Consider the following 20,033-nt stretch of genomic DNA (forward strand, 5'->3'; position numbering starts at 1 on the left):
AGGAGGCCGTGAACCGCCTGTCCGCGGACACCGGCGTCCTGTTCGTCGTCTCCGCGGGGAATGACGGGCCCCGGCCGGGCACGCTCGGTTCCCCCGGGACCGCCGACGCGGCGCTCACCGTCGGCTCGGTCGACGAGGACGACGCGCTGGCCACCTCCTCCTCCATCGGCCCGCGCCTGGGGGACTCGGCCGTGAAGCCCGATCTGACCGCCCCCGGCGTCGACATCGCCGCGGCGGCGGCCGAGGGCAGCTACCTCGCGGACGGGCAGGAGCCGGTCGCCGAGGGCTACATGAATCTGTCGGGCACCTCGATGGCGGCGCCGCATGTGGCGGGGGCCGCGGCGCTGCTGGCGCAGCAGCATCCGGACTGGTCGGGCGACCGGCTGAAGGCGGCGCTGGTGGCGTCGGCCGATCCCGTCGCGGGCTACGGCGCGTTCCAGCAGGGGGCCGGGCGCACCGACGTCTCCCGCGCCGTCGGGCAGACGGTCGTGGCCGAGCCGGTCTCCGTCGGTTTCGGCGAGCAGGAGTGGCCGCACGCGGACAACGAGCCGGTCACCAGGGAGCTGACCTACCGCAATCTCGGTACCGAGGACGTCACCCTCGACCTGTCCGTCGAGGCCGTCGGGCCGGACGGTTCGCCCGCGCCCGCGGACATGTTCCGCCTGGGCGCCGATACGGTGACCGTTCCCGCGGGCGGCACCGCCGCGGTCGAGGCCACGGCCCGCACCGCCCTGGACGAGACCGCCCCCATCGGCGGCTACAGCATGTACGTGACCGCGACCGGTGGCGGCCAGAGCGTGGGCGTCGCCGGCGGCATCGACCTGCTCCGGGAGTTCCACGAGGTGACGCTCGAAGGCATCGGGCTCGACGGCGGGATGCCGGAGAGCTGGTGGCTGAACGTGTACGACCTCACCACGGGCGAAATCCTGGAGGTCCCCGGCGATCCGGCCGACGGCACCTGGCGCCTCCGGCTGCCCGCCGACCACGACTATCTGCTGATCTCCACCATGGGCGGGGACGGTTACAGCAACCGGCAGACCGTGTCGCTGCCCGGGCTCGCCGAGGACACCGCGGTCCCCCTCGACGCCCGCGCGGCCGAGCCGATCGACCTCACGGTCCCCGACCCCGATGCCGAGCGGTTCTACACCTTCGCCAACATCGCCCTGCCGTCCTTCGGGACGAACCTGGGCTGGGAGGACTACGGCCCCGACACCTTGATACTCACCCAGCACATCGGGCCCGCGCTGCCACAGGACGAGCTGATCGCCGGTTTCCAGGCGTCGTGGACCGGTGGCGAGGACGCCGAGTACCACGCGGTGATCGAGCGGGCCGGCTCCCAGTTCACCGGCCACGAGCAGCACTTCACCCACGAGGACCTCGCCGAGCTGCGGCTCGTGCAGGGCGCGCCGACCGAGGGCGCCACGGGGCGGCTGGAGGTGTCGGGCAGCCGCCGCGGCGCTTTGGGGCCCAGCCGCGACCTGCCCGCCGACACGACGCTGTACCTGACCGGTGGCACCTGGTCCTACACCCTGACCCTGTCCGGTCCGGGCGAAGCGGGCTCGTTGAGCGTGTACGCACGGGAGGTCACGGCGGGCGAGACCTACGCGGACGTGCTGGGGGTCGGGGTCTTCGCGCCGGTCGTGCCGCCCGGTGGCGGGATTCGGCGCGCAGGCGACCGGCTCGACGTCGGCCTCACCACCGTGACGGACGGCGCGGGGCACCAGGCTTACCTGTCCGGCGGCCACGGCACCGCCACGCTCTCCTACGACGGCGAGGTGATCCACACACAGGACGACTTCATCCGCGGCTGGGCCGGCTTCGACGTGCCGTCCGCGGAGGGCCGTTACGAGCTGACCACGACGGCCGAGCGGCCTGATGCCGGGGTGAGCACGCGGATCTCCGCGACGTTCGGCTTCACCTCCGCCTCCGTGCCGGACGGCGAGGAGCAGGTGCTCCCGGTCTCGCTGGTACGCTTCGCACCGGCGCTGGCGCCGGACAGTTCCGCGCCGGCCGGGCAGGAGATGCGGGTGCCGGTGTCCGTCGAGGGCGCGGCGGCCGGGGACGGGCTCGCGTCGCTCACCGTCGAGGTGTCCTACGACGGCGGCGGCACATGGCAGGAGACGCCCGTCACCGACGGCGGCATATCCGTGACCAACCCCGCGGCGGGCGGTTCGGTGTCGTTCCGCGCCGAGGTGGCAGACCGTTCCGGCGGCACGACCGAGCTGACCCTCATCGACGCCTACCGGACCGTGTGAGCGCGCTTCGCGGGCGCGGGCTCCTCACGGCTGTCCGCGCCCGCGAAGCACCCCGTTCGCCCGGGGGAACAGGCGACCGGACCAGGCGATCGGGACGGCCGCGGAAAAGCCGTGCCCACAGCACGCGGGCCATATGCGCCGGGTGCCGCGAGCCCGTCACGACTGTGTATCCGAACCGGCCCCCGACTGGTCGCGCACTCGGCCGGTCCATAAGGATGGGCCTATGCCAAGTGACGGGATTCATGCCGACGACACCACCAGCTACTCCCTGCCGGCGCCGACGCAGCCGATGGACCGGAGCGGTGGGCGCGCGGCCGACGATGACCGGTTGCTGGGTGGGCGCTACCGGTTGATGAATCGGCTCGGCCACGGTGGCATGGGGACGGTATGGCGCGCGCACGACGAGTTGATGGACCGGGAGGTCGCGGTGAAGGAGCCGCGAATCCCGGACACCGTCCCCGAGCGGCAACGCGCGACGCTGCACGAGCGGATGCAACGTGAGGCACGGGCCGCGGCCCGCATCAGTCACGCCTCGGTCATCACCCTCCACGACGTGGTGGTCGTGGAGAACCAGCCGTGGCTGGTGATGGAGCTGGTGCGCGGCGAGTCCCTCGCCGACGTGCTGGAGACCGGGACGGTCGACGTGCGCGAGGCGGCCCGCATCGGGCTCGCGGTGCTCGACGGCCTGACGGCCGCGCACGACGTGGGCGTGACGCACCGGGACGTGAAGCCGGCGAACGTGCTGCTCAGCAAGGACGGCCGGGTGGTGCTGACGGATTTCGGCATCGCGCAGATGGAGGGCGAGCAGGGGCTGACCGACACCGGTTCGCTGATCGGCTCCCCCGAGTTCATGGCCCCGGAGCAGGCGCTGGGCCAGCGCCCCGGGCCGAAGTCCGACCTGTGGGCGCTCGGGGTACTGCTGTACGTCGCGGTCGAGGGGGTGTCGCCGTTCCGGCGGAACAACACCGCCGCCACGTTCCAGGCGGTGATGTCCGCGGAGCCGCAGCGCCCGGTGCGGGCCGCGGGCCCGCTGGGCGAGCTGATCGTGCGGCTGCTCGACAAGACTCCGGCCGCCCGCCCCGACGCCCCCGAGATCCGCGGCGTCCTGCGCGCCGTCGTCACCCCGCCGCCGCTGCCGCCCACCCGCACGGCCGTCATGCCCGCCGCCACCGGCCCGTGGCACGTCGGCCGGAAGATGCTGGTGGCGCTCGTCGCCGGCGGGCTCGCCGTGGTGCTCGCGGCAACGCTCCTGGTGGTGCTGCGCCCCTCGGGGGACGACGGCGAGGAGACAGTCTGGGAAACGCGGGAGGAGTCCGCTTTCCAAATGAACATCGCCGTTCCCGAGGGCTATACACGCAGCATCGACGAGGACGACGAGGACCACATCCTCTTCACCTCGCCGGACGGCATTTACCTCATCGAGGTGTGGCTGCGGCGCGACGAGACACGGGGCTCCCTCCAGGCCGCGGGTGCGCAGCTGGGGCATTTCCAGGAGCTGTCGACGTACGACGAGGTGGACGGCGACCACTCGGAAACGGAGTTCCAGGGCCGCGAGGCCGCGGAAATGACCGTGGTGACGCAGGAATCCGATTTCGACGGGCCGCTGCCGCGCCAGCAGCGGATGGCCCTGTTCTACGGCCTGGAGGACGAGACGCTGATGTGGCGCGTCCAGGTCTTCATGCCGGGTGAGGACGGTCCCGCCAAGACGTACGGCGAGGAGCTGTACGCGGAGGTCGTGGAGCGGCTGGAGCTGGACACCGACTGAGGGGCACGGCACCAGGCCGCAGTCGCACCGAGGCGTGCCGGCGGGCGGCGGTGGCCACGTCCGGTCCCGGGTCCCGGGTCCCGGGGGTGAACGCTTCGGCATCTCACGGTCGTTCCCGGTGGTGGCCGAGCCGTCGGACGCGGGCGCACCGACGCGTACCGCCGACCGGCCGCCCGTGCCCGGCCGTTCGACCGCGGACGGGCAGCAATCGAACGCGGGGCGGCGCGGCGTTCCGGCCCGGCAGGCAGGCAGGCGGACGTCGCTGCCGGGCCCGTGCGATCCTGGGATGCTGTGAGCGATCCCACTGCCGCCGAAGGCGCCCGGCGCAATCCGGAGTTGCGCCGCGTGGCGATGCGCAGGCAGGTGGCCGAGGCGGGTTTCGTCCGGGTGGACGCGCTGGCCCGGCACTACGGCGTGAGCATCATGACCGTGCACCGCGACCTGGACGAGCTGGAGCGGCGGGGGTTCCTGCACAAGGTGCGCGGGGGTGCGACCAGCGCGCCCACCACGACGTTCCACGGCGACCTCGAACACCGGATGCAGGCCCAGGTCGAGGCGAAGCAGGCGATCGCGCGCGAAGTGCTGGCGAGCGAGGTCGAGCCGGGCCGGATCGTCGCGCTGGACGACAGCACGACGTCGCTGATGCTGGCGCGGCTGCTGCCGGAGCGCGCGCCGCTGACGGTGGTCACGCACTTCCTCCCGGTGGTGCGGGCGCTCGCGGCGCAGCCCGGTATCGAACTGGTGGGTCTCGGCGGCCGTTACGACGCGGCGTACGACTCGTTCCTCGGCCGCGCGACCGCGGACGCGGCGGCGGCGCTGAGCCCCGACGTGCTGTTCCTGTCGACCACGGCGGTCGCGGACGGGGTCTGTTACCTCCAGTCGCTGAATACGACGATCACGCGGCGGGCGCTGGTCGCCTCGGCGGCGCGCACCGTCGCGATGATCGACCACACCAAGTTCGACCGCAGGGCTCCGCACCGGCTGGTGGGGATAGCGGAGCTCGACCGGGTGGTCGTCGACGGGGGGACGCCGTCCAGGACGGTGCTCGAACTGCGCGCGCGGGGTGCCCGGATCGACGTGGTCGACGGCGTCCGAGGCTGCGACGTCATGTGAAGTTCACCTGCGGAACGCGCCCCCCGTGGCGTGTGCCTGACACTCCTAGCTGCTGTTTCCGTTCCCGGCCCCGTCGGCGCCACCAAGATCAATGTTAAATGTTGCGAAATCCCGGCAGCCTGCGTGTAATACGCCTCACTTCGGACTCGGTCGGGGAAGAGGTGCGGCAGGTGGCGGTGAACGAACCCGTTGCGGTGTGCGTGGACGCCGGCACGACGATGATCAAGGCGGTCGTGTTCGGCGACGACGGACGTGAACTCGCGGTGTTCCGGCGGGAGACGGCGGTCGGCCACCCGCGCGGGGACCGGGCCGAGCAGGACATGGCCGCGGTGTGGGACGCGGTCGTCGCCGCGGCGGGCGAGGCGATCGCCCACGCCGCCAGGCCCGTACGGCTGCTCGCGGTCACCGCCCAGGGCGACGGCGCCTGGCTCGTGGACCGGGACCACCGGCCGGTGCGGCCCGCCGTGCTGTGGAACGACGCCCGCGCGGCCGGCATCGTCCGCGCGTGGCGTTCCGACGGCGTCCTCGAACGCGCCTTCCGCGACAACGCCTCGCTGACCAACGCCGGGCTGCCGAACGCGATCCTGCGGGTGCTCGCCGCGGAGGAGCCGGACGCGCTGGCCGCCGCGCACGCCGTACTGACCTGCGGCAGCTGGCTCTTCCTGCGGCTGACCGGGGTGCTGGGCATCGACGCCTCCGAGGCGTCCGCCCCCTGGCTCGACATCCGCACCCGCGGCTACTCCGACGCCCTGCTCGCCGCCTACGGGCTCACCGCGCACCGCGGGCTGCTGCCGCCGCTGCTCACCGGGGCCGACCAGGTCGGGGCGCTGACCGCGCGGGCCGCGGACGAACTGGGCCTCGCGCCCGGCACGCCCGTGGTGCTCGCGCCGTACGACATCGTCTCCACCGCGCTCGGCACCGGTGCCACCGCGGTCGGCCAGGCGGCCTGTGTGCTGGGCACCACGCTGTGCACCGAGGTCCTGATCGACGCGCCCGCACCGGACGGCGAACCCTCGGGGCTCACCCTCGACTTCGGCGTGCCAGGACTGCTGATGCGCGCCTTCCCCACTCTCGCCGGCACCGGCGTCCTCGACTGGACGGTCGGGCTGCTCGGCCTGCGCGACCACGACCAGCTGTCCGCGCTGGCCGCCGCGGTGCCGCCGGGCGCGGCGGGGCTGCGGGTGCTGCCCTACCTGTCGCCCGCGGGCGAACGGGCGCCGTTCCTCGACGCCGCGGCCAGCGGCCTGGTCACCGGCATGCTGTTCTCCCACGGGCGCGAACACCTCGCCCGCGCCGTGTTCGAAGGGCTGGCACACGTCATCAGGGACTGCCTCGACGCGGCCCCCGGCCGCCCCGCCGAGCTGCGCCTGTGCGGCGGCGGCACGGCAAGTGCCCTGTGGTGCCAGCTGATAGCGGACGTCACCGGCGTACCCACCACCGCAACCCAGGACTCGGAGGTCGGCGCGAAGGGCGCCCTGCTCTTCGCGCTGACCGCGCTGGGCGACTACCGGGACCTGACCGCGGCGGCCTCGGCACTGGTCCGCCCCGGGCGGCGCTTCGATCCCGAGCCGGCGCTGCGCGACCTCCACGAACGCGAGCACGCGGAGTTCCTCGCCAGCAGGGAGCTCGCCGCCACCCGCTGGACCGGCTGGCGCGCCCATGTCTGAGCCCGTGTGGATGGGGGTCGACCTGGGCACGCAGAGTGTCCGCGCGCTGGCGGTCGACGGCCGGGGCCGCACCGTCGCCGCCGCGTCCCGCCCGCTGCGCGGCCGCCGGGACGGGCCCCGGCACGAACAGGACCCGGCCGCCTGGTGGGACCTGGCCGCGGACGCGCTCGGCGAGTTGACGGCCGCGCTCGGCCGCCGCCCCATCGGCGCCCTCGCGGTGTGCGCGACCTCGGGAACCGTGCTGCTGACCGGCCCCGACGGCGGCCCGCGCACCCCCGGCCTGATGTACGACGACACCCGCGCCGGGGCGCTGGCCGCCGAGGCGCAGGACGCGGGCGCCGCGCGGTGGGGGCGCCTGGGGTACCGGATGCAGCCGACGTGGGCGCTGCCGAAGCTGCTGTGGTGGCGCGACCGCGGCCTGCTCGGCGGCGGCGTCCGCCTCGTTCACCAGCCGGACGTGGTGACCTCCGCGCTGGTCGGGCATCCGGTGCCGAGCGATTCCAGCCACGCGCTGAAGACCGGGTACGACCTGCTGGGGGAACGCTGGCCCGCGGAGGTGCTGGCGCGGCTGCGCGTCGACCCCGCGGTGCTGCCCGAGGTGGTCCGCCCGGGAACGGTGCTCGGCCACGTGTGCCGGACCGCCGCGGCGCGCACCGGGCTGCCGGCGGGCACCCCGGTGATCGCGGGCATGACCGATGGCTGCGCGGCGCAGCTGGCCGCCGGCGCGGTGGGCGTCGGCGAGTGGAACGCGGTGCTGGGAACCACCCTGACCCTCAAGGGAGTCAGCACCTCGCTCCCCCACGACCCGACCGGCGCCGTCTACTCCCACCGCGCCCCGCACGGCGATCTGTGGCTGCCGGGCGGCGCGTCGAGCACCGGCGCGGGCGCGGTCCGCGCGCTGTTCCCCGGTGCGGACCTCGACGCGCTGACGGCCGCGGCGGCGCGGGTGCGCGACGTGCCGCTCTGCTATCCGCTGGCCGGGCACGGGGAGCGGTTCCCCTTCGTGGCGCCGCAGGCGCGCGGATTCCTCGGCGACGGGCCGCTGGCCCGCCCGCATGACGCGGCGGACGCGGCGACGGCGTTCGCCGCGGTCTGCACCGGGGTCGCGCACATAGAACGGCTGTCCTTCCACGTGCTGGCACGGGCGGGCTCGGAAGTCGGCGGGCCCGTCACGTTCACCGGCGGCGCGGCCCGCAACGCGTGGTGGAACCAGCTCCGCTGCGACATGCTCGGCGTGCCGGTGCGGCTGCCCGCCAACCCGGAACCCGCCCTCGGCATGGCCGTGCTCGCCGCGGGGGCCCTCACCGGCGGCGTGCCCGCCGCGGCCCGGCGCCTGGTGCGGGTCCGGCGCACGCTCGAACCCGATCCGGCGCGCACCGCCGCGCTCACGCCCGCCTACCACGCGTTCGTCCGCCTGCTGGCCGAACGCGGCTGGCTCGACCCCCGGTTCGCCACCGGCGCCGGATGACTCAGGAAGGGAACCACCGTGCCAGAACCGATCCGGGTGCTCGTCGCCGGTGACGACTTCGTGCTGAACCGGCTCATGACCGACGCGCTGCACGCGGACAGCGGCCCCGCGCCGTGGGACGTGCGCGAACTGCACCTGCCCTGGCCGCACGTGCCGTTCGGCCGGGTCGCCGAGGTCGACGAGGCGTCGGGCTCCGAGGAGCAGCTCATCGAGGCCCTGCGCGGGGCCCGGGTGTGCCTGACGCAGATGGCGCCGCTGACCCGCCGGGTCCTGACCGCCTGCCCCGAGCTCGAACTGTTCGCCGTCTCCCGCGGCGGCCCGGTGAACGCCGACCTCGACGCCGCGACCCGGCACGGCGTCGCGGTCACGTTCGCCCCCGGGCGCAACGCCGAGTCGACCGCGGAGCACACGCTCGGCCTGATGCTCGCGGCGATGCGCCGCATCCCGCAGGCACACGCCGGGATGCTCGCCGGCCGCTGGGACAGCGGCCTGTTCGCCTACGAGGCCACCGGTCTCGAAATCGCGGGCAGCACGGTCGGCCTGGTCGGGGCGGGCGCGATCGGCGGCCGGGTGGCGGCGGCGCTGGTGGCGCTCGGCGCCGAGGTCCTGGTGACGGACCCGTATGTGGAACGTTCCGCGCTGCCGGCCGGAGTGCGGGCCGTCTCCCTGGACGAACTGCTGGCCCGCGCCACGGTGGTCTCCCTCCACGCGCGCCTCACCGACGAGACCGCGGGGCTCATCGGCGCGGACCAGATCCGCGCGATGCGGCCCGGCTCCGTGCTGATCAACTGCGCGCGCGGCGGCCTGCTCGACTACACCGCGCTGGCCGCCGCGCTGCGCGCGGGGCACCTGTTCGCCGCGGGCCTGGACGTCTACGACGTGGAGCCGCTGCCGGCCGGCCACCCGCTGCGCGACGCGCCCCACGTGGTGCTCACGCCGCACCTGGCGGGCGCCAGCCGGGCCGTCGCGGAGCGCGCGGCGCGCATGGTCGCGGCCGAAGCGGGCCGCTGGCTGCGCGGCGAACCGCTGCTGCACCGCGCCAACCCGGTGGCGGCGCACCCATGACCGGCCGGCTCCTGCTCGTGCGGCATGCGGAGACCGAGTGGCACCGCGACAACCGGTACGCGGGCGCGCGCAGCGACCCCGACCTCACCGCGCACGGGCTGCGCCAGGTCGACGCGCTGGCCGAGGGCGTGCTCGCCGAGCGGGTCGAGGCGGTGGCGAGTTCGCCGCTGCGCCGCGCGCTGCGCACCGCCACGCCCGCGGCCGACGCCCTGGGCGTGCCGGTGGACGTGGTGCCCGACCTGCGCGAGGCCGACTTCGGCGCGCTGGAGGGCCGTACGCGGGCCGAGGCCGACCCCGGGCTCGTACGCCGGTTCCTCGCCGACCCGGTGGCGCATCCCTTTCCCGGCGCGGAGCCGCCGCGCGACGCCGCGGCGCGCACCGCCGCGGCGCTGCGCGGCATCTCCGCCCGGCACGCCGGGCGGACCGTGCTGGTCGTCGGGCACAGCACGGCCCTGCGACTGGCCCTGTGCGCGCTGCTCGGCCTGCCGCTGGCCGCGTACCGGCAGGTGTTCCCCCGTCTTGACAATGTCGCGGCCACCGAGATCCGGCTGCCCGCGGAACCTGGCGGACCCGTGTCCCTTCTCTCGCTGAACCGTCCCTTCCCGCCGTCGAGAAAGGAAGTTCCGTGCGACGACTCCTCGCCTTCGCCGCGACCGCGCTGCTCGCCCTCTCCTCCGTGACCGCCTGCTCCGACGAGGGCAGCGGCACGGGGAACGGCGGGGACGCGGAAAACGCCAAGATCGCCTTTCTGATGCCGGACATCGCCTCGACCCGCTACGAGCTGTACGACCACCCGCTGTTCGAGGCGAGGATGGCGGAGCTCTGCCCGGACTGCGAGGTCATCTACAACAACGCGAACGCGGACGCCTCCCGCCAGCAGCAGCAGGCGGACTCCGCACTGGCCCAGGGCGTCAGCGCCATCGTCATCGACCCGGTCGACTCGACGGCGGCGGCCTCCATCGTCAACACCGCGCGCACCCAGGGCGTTCCCATCATCGCCTACGACCGGCCGGTCCTCGAAACCCCGCCGGACTACTACATCTCCTTCGACAACGAGGCGATCGGCGAGAGCATCGGGCAGTCCCTCGTGGACCACCTGGACGAAACCGGCGCGGAGGGCGGGCTGCTCCAGGTCAACGGCTCGCCGACGGACGCCGCGGCCGGGCTGATCAAACAGGGCATCCACAACGCGATCGACGACAGCGGGTACGAACTGCTCGCCGAGTACGACACCCCGGACTGGCAGCCGGCGGATGCGCAGGAGTGGGTGAGCGGCCAGATCAGCAGGTTCGGCGACGACATCGCGGGCGTGGTCGCGGCGAACGACGGCACGGGCGGCGGCGCCATCGCCGCGTTCAAGGCGGCCGGGATGCCGGTGCCGCCGGTGACCGGCAACGACTTCGAGGTGGCCGCCGCCCAGCGGATCGCGGCCGGCGACCAGTACAACACGATTTCCAAGCCCATCAAGATCGTGGCGGAGGCGGCGGCCGAGGTGGCCTACCAGTTCGTCACCGGCGAGGAACCCACCGCGGAGACCGAACTGTTCGACACGCCCGCGCAGCTCTTCGAGCCCACCGTGGTGACCGCGGAGAACCTGCCGGACGTCCTCGCCGAATCCGACCAGGTCGACGTGGCGGACGTGTGCACCGACGGGTACGCGGCAGCCTGCGCCGAAGCCGGCGTGTCCTGACCAGGGAGGGACGACCATGACAGCTGTGTCCACGACCGGTCCTGTCCTGTCGCTGCGCGGCGTCAGCAAGAACTTCGGCGCGGTGGCCGCGCTCACCGGGGTCCACCTGGACGTGGCGCCCCGCCAGGTGGTCGCCATCGTCGGCGACAACGGCGCGGGCAAGTCCACCCTCGTGAAAATCCTCTCCGGCGTGCACCGCCCCGACACCGGCTCCATCGTCTTCGGCGGCCGCGAGGTCACCATCTCCGGTCCCGCCGACGCGCACGCGCTCGGCATCGCGACCGTCTTCCAGGACCTCGCGCTGTGCGAAAACCTCGACGTCGTCGAAAACCTCTTCCTGGGACGCGAGTTGCGCCGCGGGCGGCTGGACGAGGTCACGATGGAGCTGAGGTCGTGGGAGCTGCTGCGGCAACTGTCCGCGAAGATCCCGTCCGTACGCATCCCGGTGGCCTCGCTGTCCGGCGGTCAGCGGCAGACCGTGGCCATCGCCCGCTCCCTGCTCGGCGACCCGGCCGTCATCATCCTGGACGAGCCGACCGCGGCGCTCGGCGTCGCCCAGACCGCCGAGGTGCTGCACCTGATCGAACGGCTCCGCGACCGCGGCCTCGGCGTCATCATGATCAGCCACAGCATGGAGGAAGTGCGCGCCGTGGCCGACGAGGTCGCCGTGCTGCGCCTGGGCCGCAACAACGGCGTCTTCAAGGCCGCGGAGGTGTCCTCGCAGGACATCATCGCGGCGATCGTCGGCGCGGACGCACTGCCGCACCACCCGCACCGCCCGCACCGAGGGGAGAACCGTGGCGATGAGTGAGCGCCCGCTCGCGGAACCGGCCGCCCCGCTCGACCTGCTCGACGAACGGCTGCGCCGCGGCGCCGGCCTGCGTTCGGCACTGACCGGAATCCTGGAGCGGATTCGCTCCGGCGATCTGGGCGCGCTGCCGATCATCGTCGGCCTCCTCGTCATCTGGACGGTCTTCCAGGCGCTGAACCCGGTCTTCCTCTCCAGTACCAACCTGGTGAACCTGCTGATGGAAAGCGTGTCCGTCGGCGTCATCGCGCTGGGCGTGGTGTGCGTGCTGCTCGTGGGCCAGATCGACCTCTCGGTCGGCTCGGTCAGCGGCCTGTCGGCGGCGCTGACCGCCGTCACGTTCGTCGAGGCCGGCTGGCCGCTGCCGGCGGCCATGGCCGCGGCGATCGGGGCCGGGGCCGCCATCGGCTGGATCTACGCACAGATGGTCACGCGCCTGGGCGTCCCCAGCTTCGTGGCGACGCTGGCCGGGCTGCTCAGCTTCCTCGGGGTGCAGCTGTGGCTGCTCGGCGACACCGGCGCTGTCAACCTGCCGTACGACTCGGACCTGGTGCACTTCGCGCAACTCGCGTTCGTGCCGGCCTGGCTGTCCTACGTGCTGGTGGTGCTCGCCGCCGGCTGGCTGTTCGCCACCGGCTACACGCTGGCCAGGAAGCGCCGCGCCGCGGGCCTTTCGGCCCGGTCGACCCGGCTGCTCGTGGTGCGCAGCGCCGGCCTGCTGGCCGCCCTCGGATTCGCGGTCTGGTACCTGAACCGGGCCCGGGGCATCGGCTGGATGTTCGTCTGCTTCGTCGGCCTGGTGCTGGCCCTCAACTACGCGCTGACGCGCACCGGCTGGGGCCGTTCGGTGTTCGCGGTCGGCGGCAACGCCGAGGCGGCACGCCGCGCGGGCATCAACGTCAGGCGCATCTACACGGGCGCCTTCGTCCTGTGCTCCTCGCTGGCCGCGCTCGGCGGGATGCTCGCCGCGGCCCGGCTGGCCGCCGCCAACCAGGCGAGCGGCGCGGGGGACGTCAACCTGAACGCCATCGCCGCCGCCGTCATCGGCGGCACCAGCCTCTTCGGCGGCCGGGGCAGCGCGTTCGCCGCCCTGCTCGGCATCCTCGTGATCCAGTCCATCTCCAGCGGCCTCACGCTGCTCGACCTGGACTCGTCCTTCCGGTTCATCGTGACCGGTCTGGTCCTCGCCCTGGCCGTGGCCCTGGACTCCGCGGCCCGCAGGTCGCGGGCCTCCCACGGCCGCGCCTGACGCCGCTCCCCCGGCGGTCCGCAGCCCCGGCCCCCGTGCACCACGGCGGGCCGGGGCCGGCGGGCCGGGCCGAGCGGTACGGGTCAGGTGTGCGGGTCAGGGGTGCGGGCGTGGTCCGGTACGGGAACGTGCACGCGGACCGTCTTGCCCGCGCCCGGCCTGACCGACACCGTGACCGCGCTGCCCAGTTGGCGCACCAGCCGCCAGCCGAATCCGCCGGCCCGCCCCGGCACGTGCTCGCCGGAAACGGGGCGCAGGGAGCTGGCGTCCGACACGAGCACCGCGACCCCGCGGGGCCCCGCCTCCAAGCAGAAGCCGGTCACGCCGCCGGCGTGCCGGACGGCGTTGGTGACCAGCTCCGACACCACCAGCAGGACCGCGTCGAGGTCGACATCGCGGGCGTCGGCTGCGGGGCCAGCCAGGTAGGCGCGGGTCAGATCCCGCGCGTGCCCGCTGGTCTGCGGGACATCCCGCCACTCCACCGCGCCGGGCCGCGGCCACGCCTGGCGCCGCCGCCCGGCGCACTGCCGCCGCGGCTGCCGTTCCGCCTTCGTCACCATGGGTGCCCCCACCGTCGTTCCTCCGCTCCGGCCGCCCCGGCCGGGGCGCGAGGGTGCTGTCTCAGCCCGTGGCGAGCATGCCCTTGCGCAGGCGGGCGAGCGTACGCGCCAGGAGCCGCGAGACGTGCATCTGGGACACCCCGAGGCGTTCGCCGATCTGCGTCTGGGTCAGCTCCTCCACGAAGCGCAGGTGAATGATCTCCCGGTCGCGCTCGCCGAGCTCCGCGATGAGCGGGCCCAGCGCGTGGAAGTCCTCCACCAGTTCCATGCCCGGGTCGTTCCGGCCGATGAAGTCGGCGAGGGCGGTCTCGCCCTCCTCCTCGTTCCCGATGGCGGCGTCCAGGGAGGAGGAGTGGTAGCCGTTGGACGCCACCCGCGCCTCGATGACCTCCTCCTCGGTGAGATTCATCAGGGCGGCCAGCTCCTTGACCTTCGGGGAGCGGCCCAGGCGCGTGGACAGCTCCTCGGTGGCACGCGCCAGTTCGAGACGGGCTTCCTGAAGGCGGCGCGGCACACGCACGGCCCAGGTGGTGTCGCGGAAGAACCGCTTGATCTCGCCGACGATGTACGGCACGGCGAACGTGGTGAACTCCACCTCCCGGGTCAGCTCGAACCGGTCGATGGCCTTGATCAGCCCGATCATGCCGACCTGGACGATGTCCTCCATGTCGTCGCCCCGGCTGCGGAACCGCCCGGCCGCGTACCGCACCAGCGACATGTTCATCTCGATGAGCGTGTTGCGGGCATCCTGGTACTCCTGGGTGCCCTCCTCCAGCTCGGTCAGGCGGTCGAAGTACAGTTTCGACAGACTGCGCGCGTCCTTGGGGGTCACCTTCCGAGGGTTCTCCACCTCGGGAAGCTGCGCCTCCCGGCCGTTCACCGTCGGCGTCGCGGACGTCGTCATCACCGTCATCGTCCCTCCCGCAGTCGCGCTGTTGATCGGGCGCCTACCCGCCTCGGAGCCGCCCAATCAGCGTTGCCAAAGCCACGGGGCCGCGCGACACTGCCCGGTGGCCCGCACGCACGGCGGGTACGCGTCGCGCGGAAGGGACCGTATGAGCAGCGGAACACTGCAGCCGGTGCTGACCGACGAGCAGGTCGCCCGGTTCCACCGGGACGGATACCTGCTGGTCGAGAACGTGCTCACCCCCGAGGAGACCGACCGCTACCGCAGGGCCGTGCTCGGCCTCCTGCCCGCGGACCTGACCCTGCCCGCGCACTGGGCGGTGTACAACGGCCGCATCAAGCCGCTGCACCCCGACGGGAACGACCGCTTCGACACCCCGGAACTGATCCCGCTGATGGGCAACGAAACGCTGTACCGGGTGATGGCCCAGTTGTTCGGCACGCCCAGGCTGCGCGTCTTCGACGGCTCGGTCGGCATCACCGTCCGCAACGACGGGCTGGCCGACCAGGTGCTCAGCCAGAATCTGCACATCGACGCCTCGGTGCCCGCGGACACCGACTTCCTGTTCACGCCGCAGGAGGTACAGCTCGGCGGCTGCTTCTACCTCACCGACGTGGAGCCCCGCGGCGGCGGCATTCACGTGGTGCCGCGGGGGCACACGATCGTCCGGGAGGAGGTCGAGGCCGCGCGGGCCGCGGGCGGGGACGGGCGGGCCCTGCACGACGGGTGGCGGCGGATCACCCACCTCGACAGTGTCGAGGTGACGGGCCCGGCGGGCTCGTTCGCGCTGCTGCACCACCTGATGCCGCACGGCGCCTCCCACAACCGGCGTCCCACGACCCGCGTCGCGCAGTTCACGCGCTACGTGCAGATCCCCCACCCGCACGGCGCGGACGTGCCGCCGCCGCCCGGCCACTGGGACGCGGCCGGGCTGGCGGCCATGACGCCGCTCACGCGGCGGCTGTTCGGCCTCGACCCCTGGCCGGCCCCGGCACCGTGAACGGTGCCGGTCCCCGCGGGGACGTTCAGGCGTGCCGGGCGGCGCCGATGCCGTAACGGTCCTTGAGGTGGCGCCAGAAGTCCCTGGCCATCCACGTGTCGAACTCGGTGACGTGGCTGGCCGCACCGGCCTTCATCAGGAACCCGCCGGCCCCGGTCGGCGTCCAGTCGTAGAAGTCGTCCAGACCCAGGGTGTGTCCCATCTCGTGCAGGAGAATGGTGATGTCCTCCTGGCCCAGCGCGCCGCTGAAGTACTCCTGGCCCATCCGCTGGCCCCAGTCACCGCCCGCGCCGCCCCCGAAGCCGTCGGTCAGCCACAGCGACTGGTCGTAGTGCCGCGCCTCGCCTCCCGGGCACTGCGAGTAGTCCCCGTCCTGGTTGAAGAACCGGCCGCACTCCGGCGCGCACTGCGGCGCGCCCGCCCCGTCGAGGATGCCGATGTAGCGGTCGACGGCGTCGTCGTCCCATTGCAGGACGCCGTCGTTGGCCGCGGCCCATCCGACGACCTCGACCGGGACCTGCTGGTAGGGGAAGCCGTCGAAGCCGCGCATGCCGTCGAACCACTTGGCCCACTGCTCCTGGAGCACCGTCTCGATCCGGTCGCGGGTGGCCGCGGTGACCGGGGTGGCGGACTCCCAGCGCACGCAGTAGGTGAACGTGCCCTCGTTCGCGATCAGCTGGTCCCAGCCGTAGTTGCGGAAGCCGTACAGGTCCGGGTAGGTGCTCTCCACGTGCTGCCAGACCTCGTCCAGGCCCTGCGCGTACTGGGCGGGCGGGTTCCACGGTTCCGCGGCCCGTGCGGACGGCCCGTCCGCGGCGGCGGCCGGCGGCCCGGACACCAGCGCCGCCGCAACGGCCAGTAGCACCGCGCCGACCAGACCCGGCAGCCGAACGGCACGGCGCAGACGTGACTTCACTCTCATCGCGGCTCCTGACTGGGTGGGGGAACGTGCCGAGCAAGTCGAGCACCTCCAGGTCGCCGCGGGACCGCGAAAAGTTGCCGCGCTCAGTCCGCCGGGCCGCCGCTTCGGAAGGTGCGCAGGTAGGCGCCGAATCCTTCCGCGCCGTCCACGATGCGCGGGCCGCTGATCGCCTCGTTGTAGTCGAGGATGTGGAAGTTGTCCTCGCGGATCGCCGTGACCTCGGAGAGCGCGGGGAAGGACTTCAGGAAGGCGATCTTCTCCTCGGCCGGCTGGTCGCCGTAGTCGAGAATGACGATGACCTCGGGGTCGGCCTCGACGACGGCCTCCCAGCCGACGGACGTCCAGCGGTCGGTCAGGCCGGAGAAGATGTTCTCGCCGCCGGCCACGTCGATGATCTCGTGGGGCGGGGCCTGGTTGCCGGACGTGAACGGCTGGTCGGTGCCGGAGTCGTAGAGGAACACGCGCGGCGGCGGCCCCTCGGGCGCCTGTTCCGCGACGGCCGCGACCCGTTCACGCAGCCCGTCGATCACCTCGGCGGCCCGTTCCTCGACGCCGAAGATCGCGCCCATCCGCTCCAGGTCGGTGTAGAGCCCTTCGAACGGTGCGACCTCCATCGGGTGCCCCGGGTAGTTGTAGCAGGTCTCGCTGTGCATGAAGCTCTGGATGCCGAGGCCGTCCAGGATCTCCGGGGTAATGCCCCGTTCATCGCTGAACCCGGACTGCCAGCCCGCCACCACGAGGTCCGCGCGGGCGTCGACGACCAGTTCGCGGTTGAGGAGGTCGTCGCTGAGCATCTCCACCCGGGCGTACTCCTCGGCCCACGGCGACTCCTCGACGGGCGGGTTGGCCGGGGGCATGACGTAGCCGTGCACCGCGTCGGTCAGCCCCAGGGCGAACATCTTGTCCGCGCTGCCCGCCTCGTAGACCACGGCCCGTTCCGGCCTGCGGTACTCCACCTCCTCGCCGCACCGGCCGACGGTCACCGTGTTTGCCGCGTCGCCGTCGTCGTCCGCCACGTCCGCGCCGCAGCCGGCGAGCAGCAGCGTGACCGCCGTCGCCGGCACGAGGACGCGGCGTGCGGCTCGGCGCGCGGCGTTCGTGGTGTCAGTTCTGGTCATGAGGCGGCTCCCGGTGCCGTTGCGGTGGTGGGGAAAGGGAGTAGAGCAATTGGACGTCGCCGGTCAGCGGGTGCGGCACCACGGTGGCGGTGACGCCGAAGACCTCGCGGACCAGCTCGGCGGTGAGCACCCGGCGCGGCGGTCCCGAGGCGACCAGCGAGCCGGCGGACAGCACGCCGATGCGGTCGCAGACGGCCGCGGCCAGGTTCAGGTCGTGCAGCACCACGACGACGGTCAGCTCCGAGGCACGCAGCATCGAGAGCAGCGCGATCTGGTGCTTGATGTCGAGGTGGTTCGTCGGCTCGTCGAGCACCAGCACGGCCGGCTCCTGCACCAGCGCCCGCGCCACCAGCACGCGTTGCCGCTCGCCGCCGGAGAGCGTGAGGATGCCGCGGTCGGCCAGGTGCAGCACGTCGAGGCGGCGCATCGCCGACCGGCACAGCTCGCGCTCACCGGCGCTGAGCGCCCGGTTGCCGCGCAGATGCGGGGTGCGGCCGAGGGCGACGACTTCGCCGACGGTGAAGTCCAGCTCCGCGCCGCCCTCCTGGGTCAGCGCGGCGACGGACCTGGCGCTTTCGGCGAGCGAGAGCCCGGACAGCTCCCGGCCGCCGAGCCGCACGGCGCCGCCCGTCGGCTTCACGGCACGGTAGATGCAGCGCAGCGCCGTCGACTTGCCGCTGCCGTTGGGCCCGACGAGCCCGACGATCCGGCCCTCGGGCACGTCCAGGGACAGCCGTTCCACCAGCGCCCTGCCGCCCATCTCGACCGATACGGCGTCCAGTTCCAGGTCCATGTCACCGGCCTCCGAACAGGTAGCCGCGGCGGCGCATCAGGGTGATGAAGACCGGAACGCCCACCAGGGCCGTGATCACGCCGAGCGGCAGCTCACGCGGGGCGACCAGGGTCCGCGCCAGCAGGTCGGCCCACACCATGAAGATGCCGCCGACCAGCGGCGCGAACAGCAGGACCCGGGCGTGCCCGGCGCCCGCCACGATGCGCACCAGGTGCGGGATGATCAGCCCGACGAAGCCGATGGCGCCGCTCACGGCCACCATGGCCCCCGTCACCAGCGAGGTCAGTACGAACAGCCCCTTGCGCAGGGCGGTGGCGTCGATGCCGAGGCTGGCCGCCGTCTCGTCGCCGAGGGCCATGACGTCGAGGGCCCGGCCGAACCGGTGCAGCACCGCGAGGCCGGCGGCCACCGCGACGGCCACGGCCGGCAGGGAGCCCCAGGTGGCCGCGCCGAAGCTGCCCATCGTCCAGAACAGCACGGTGTGGGTGGCCTCCCCGTCGGGGGCCAGGTACACGAGCACGCTCATCAGCGCCTGGAAGCCGTAGGCCATCGCGATGCCGGTCAGGACCAGCCGCAGCGGCGTCAGTCCGGCCCTGCTGTAGGAGGCGGCGTAGACCAGGACGGAGGCGCACAGCGCACCCGCGAACGCCCCGGCGGAGAGCGCGTAGACGCCGAGGGAGGTGAACGCGCCCACCGCGAGCACCGATACCGCACCGGCCGAGGCCCCCGAGGAGACACCCAGCACGAACGGGTCGGCCAGCGCGTTGCGCACCAGCGCCTGGACCGCGACACCCACCGCGCTCAGCCCCGCGCCGACGACCACGGCGAGCAGCACCCGCGGCGTGCGCACCTGCCAGACGATCTGGTAGGTCGTGACCTCATCCGGCGCGATCGTGCCGCCCGTCACCGCCGCCCACAGATAACGTGCCGTGTCCGCGGGGGAGATGACGGCCGGCCCCAGGCCGACCGCCACCACCACCGACACCAGCAGGACGACGCCGAGCGCGAGGGCCGGCAGCAACCGCGCGCTGCCGTTCACGCGGTCCCCCCGCTCGCCCGGCCGTGGGCGTCGTGCATGGTGGCGGCCCCTTCGTGATGGTGCGTCGTCCGGCAGACGCGGACACCCGAGGGACAGTATCGATAATCATTTTCATTGTCACTGTGTCCTGCCCCACAGCGCAGCGGACGCGCTGCGGGGCAGCGGGATTCCGACGCGCACGGCCGCGCGTCCCCGGCTCAGGGCGTGTCGGGGCCCTGGATGAGCTGCAGGTAGGTGCCCACCGGGTCGAGGACCGTGGAGAAGTACCAGCCCTCGCCCGCGTCCTCGACGGGCCGCACCCAGGTGACCCCCAGCGTGTTCAGATGTGCCTCGGCCGCCCGGATGTCGCGCACGGTGACGTTGACCAGATGGCGCCCCGGCTCCGCGGCCTTGTCCGCCACGTCGTCCCGCCGGTCGAATCCGATGACCGCCCCCGGCCCGACGATGAGCATGTGTTCCGCCCAGCGGGCCCCCAATGGCTCGAGCGCGGCCCGGTACCACTCGACGAGCCGCTCGGGCTCCGTGCTGCCGAGAATGACACCGAGTCCGGTGATGTTGTCCTGGGACGCCATGCGTTCCCACCTCCTGCACGTACGGGTTGTTGCCGTAGTGAG

Annotated in this window: 18 protein-coding genes; 11 read left to right on the forward strand and 7 right to left on the reverse strand. The window is 73.3% G+C overall.

Annotation, left to right across the window (positions count from 1 at the left end; all coding sequences use genetic code 11):
* From STBA_RS06000 to STBA_RS06045, 10 genes are all read left to right on the forward strand, one after another.
* Positions 1 to 2,255 (forward strand): S8 family serine peptidase (locus STBA_RS06000; RefSeq protein ID WP_079252357.1); only part of this gene is annotated, 2,255 nt, incomplete at its 5' end.
* 223 nt (positions 2,256 to 2,478) lie between these two features.
* The gene (locus STBA_RS06005) at positions 2,479 to 4,020 is read left to right on the forward strand and encodes a serine/threonine-protein kinase (protein ID WP_077058248.1); all 1,542 of its coding nucleotides are present in this window, start codon (positions 2,479 to 2,481) and stop codon (positions 4,018 to 4,020) included.
* 291 nt (positions 4,021 to 4,311) lie between these two features.
* Complete coding sequence (locus STBA_RS06010; protein WP_216355913.1) at positions 4,312 to 5,133, forward strand: DeoR/GlpR family DNA-binding transcription regulator; 822 nt, start codon at positions 4,312 to 4,314, stop codon at positions 5,131 to 5,133.
* Positions 5,134 to 5,309: 176 nt separating this feature from the next.
* Positions 5,310 to 6,800 carry an FGGY-family carbohydrate kinase gene (locus STBA_RS06015; protein ID WP_253194559.1) on the forward strand — a complete coding sequence of 497 codons (1,491 nt, stop codon included), beginning with the start codon at positions 5,310 to 5,312 and terminating at the stop codon, positions 6,798 to 6,800.
* Positions 6,793 to 8,268 (forward strand): FGGY family carbohydrate kinase, encoded by a 1,476-nt coding sequence (locus tag STBA_RS06020; protein WP_077058249.1) that lies wholly within the window; start codon positions 6,793 to 6,795, stop codon positions 8,266 to 8,268. The genes STBA_RS06015 and STBA_RS06020 overlap by 8 nt, the downstream gene beginning before the upstream one ends.
* A gap of 18 nt (positions 8,269 to 8,286) precedes the next feature.
* Entirely contained in the window at positions 8,287 to 9,333 is a 1,047-nt protein-coding gene (locus tag STBA_RS06025) for a 2-hydroxyacid dehydrogenase (RefSeq protein ID WP_253194560.1), read from the forward strand.
* Positions 9,330 to 10,013: a histidine phosphatase family protein gene (locus tag STBA_RS06030; protein WP_077058250.1), complete on the forward strand. Its 684-nt coding sequence runs from the start codon at positions 9,330 to 9,332 to the stop codon at positions 10,011 to 10,013. Before STBA_RS06025 ends, STBA_RS06030 begins: the two co-directional genes overlap by 4 nt.
* On the forward strand, positions 9,959 to 11,023 hold the full coding sequence (locus STBA_RS06035) for a substrate-binding domain-containing protein (protein WP_077058251.1): 1,065 nt from the start codon (positions 9,959 to 9,961) through the stop codon (positions 11,021 to 11,023). The genes STBA_RS06030 and STBA_RS06035 overlap by 55 nt, the downstream gene beginning before the upstream one ends.
* A 16-nt stretch (positions 11,024 to 11,039) precedes the next feature.
* Entirely contained in the window at positions 11,040 to 11,834 is a 795-nt protein-coding gene (locus STBA_RS06040) for an ATP-binding cassette domain-containing protein (RefSeq protein WP_077058252.1), read from the forward strand.
* A complete protein-coding gene (locus STBA_RS06045; RefSeq protein ID WP_077058253.1) occupies positions 11,827 to 13,080 on the forward strand; it encodes an ABC transporter permease in 1,254 nt (417 codons plus the stop codon). Before STBA_RS06040 ends, STBA_RS06045 begins: the two co-directional genes overlap by 8 nt.
* 83 nt (positions 13,081 to 13,163) lie before the next feature.
* On the opposite strand, the gene STBA_RS06050 is transcribed toward STBA_RS06045, so the two are convergent.
* Together STBA_RS06050 and STBA_RS06055 are read right to left on the reverse strand one after the other, a co-directional pair.
* A complete protein-coding gene (locus STBA_RS06050; RefSeq protein ID WP_143659440.1) occupies positions 13,164 to 13,652 on the reverse strand; it encodes an ATP-binding protein in 489 nt (162 codons plus the stop codon).
* Positions 13,653 to 13,701: 49 nt separating this feature from the next.
* Positions 13,702 to 14,553, reverse strand: coding sequence for an RNA polymerase sigma factor SigF (locus STBA_RS06055; protein WP_077058254.1), 852 nt, complete (start codon positions 14,551 to 14,553; stop codon positions 13,702 to 13,704).
* Positions 14,554 to 14,695: 142 nt separating this feature from the next.
* On the opposite strand from STBA_RS06055, the gene STBA_RS06060 reads away from it, so the two are divergent.
* Positions 14,696 to 15,547: a phytanoyl-CoA dioxygenase family protein gene (locus tag STBA_RS06060; RefSeq protein WP_077058255.1), complete on the forward strand. Its 852-nt coding sequence runs from the start codon at positions 14,696 to 14,698 to the stop codon at positions 15,545 to 15,547.
* A gap of 25 nt (positions 15,548 to 15,572) precedes the next feature.
* On the opposite strand, the gene STBA_RS06065 is transcribed toward STBA_RS06060, so the two are convergent.
* The 5 genes from STBA_RS06065 to STBA_RS06085 all read right to left on the reverse strand — a co-directional run bounded on the left by STBA_RS06065 (position 15,573) and on the right by STBA_RS06085 (position 19,991).
* The gene (locus STBA_RS06065) at positions 15,573 to 16,469 is read right to left on the reverse strand and encodes a hypothetical protein (RefSeq protein ID WP_077058256.1); all 897 of its coding nucleotides are present in this window, start codon (positions 16,467 to 16,469) and stop codon (positions 15,573 to 15,575) included.
* Positions 16,470 to 16,552: 83 nt separating this feature from the next.
* Positions 16,553 to 17,587: an ABC transporter substrate-binding protein gene (locus STBA_RS06070; RefSeq protein ID WP_077058257.1), complete on the reverse strand. Its 1,035-nt coding sequence runs from the start codon at positions 17,585 to 17,587 to the stop codon at positions 16,553 to 16,555.
* On the reverse strand, positions 17,574 to 18,380 hold the full coding sequence (locus STBA_RS06075; protein ID WP_077058258.1) for an ABC transporter ATP-binding protein: 807 nt from the start codon (positions 18,378 to 18,380) through the stop codon (positions 17,574 to 17,576). The genes STBA_RS06070 and STBA_RS06075 overlap by 14 nt, the downstream gene beginning before the upstream one ends.
* A 1-nt stretch (position 18,381) precedes the next feature.
* Positions 18,382 to 19,419, reverse strand: coding sequence for an iron ABC transporter permease (locus STBA_RS06080; protein WP_253194561.1), 1,038 nt, complete (start codon positions 19,417 to 19,419; stop codon positions 18,382 to 18,384).
* A gap of 197 nt (positions 19,420 to 19,616) precedes the next feature.
* Positions 19,617 to 19,991 carry a VOC family protein gene (locus tag STBA_RS06085; protein ID WP_077058260.1) on the reverse strand — a complete coding sequence of 125 codons (375 nt, stop codon included), beginning with the start codon at positions 19,989 to 19,991 and terminating at the stop codon, positions 19,617 to 19,619.
* Between the last annotated feature and the right edge of the window lie 42 nt (positions 19,992 to 20,033).

Source organism: Streptomyces sp. MP131-18 (genome assembly GCF_001984575.1).
Classification (GTDB): Bacteria; Actinomycetota; Actinomycetes; order Streptomycetales; family Streptomycetaceae; genus Streptomyces; species Streptomyces johnsoniae.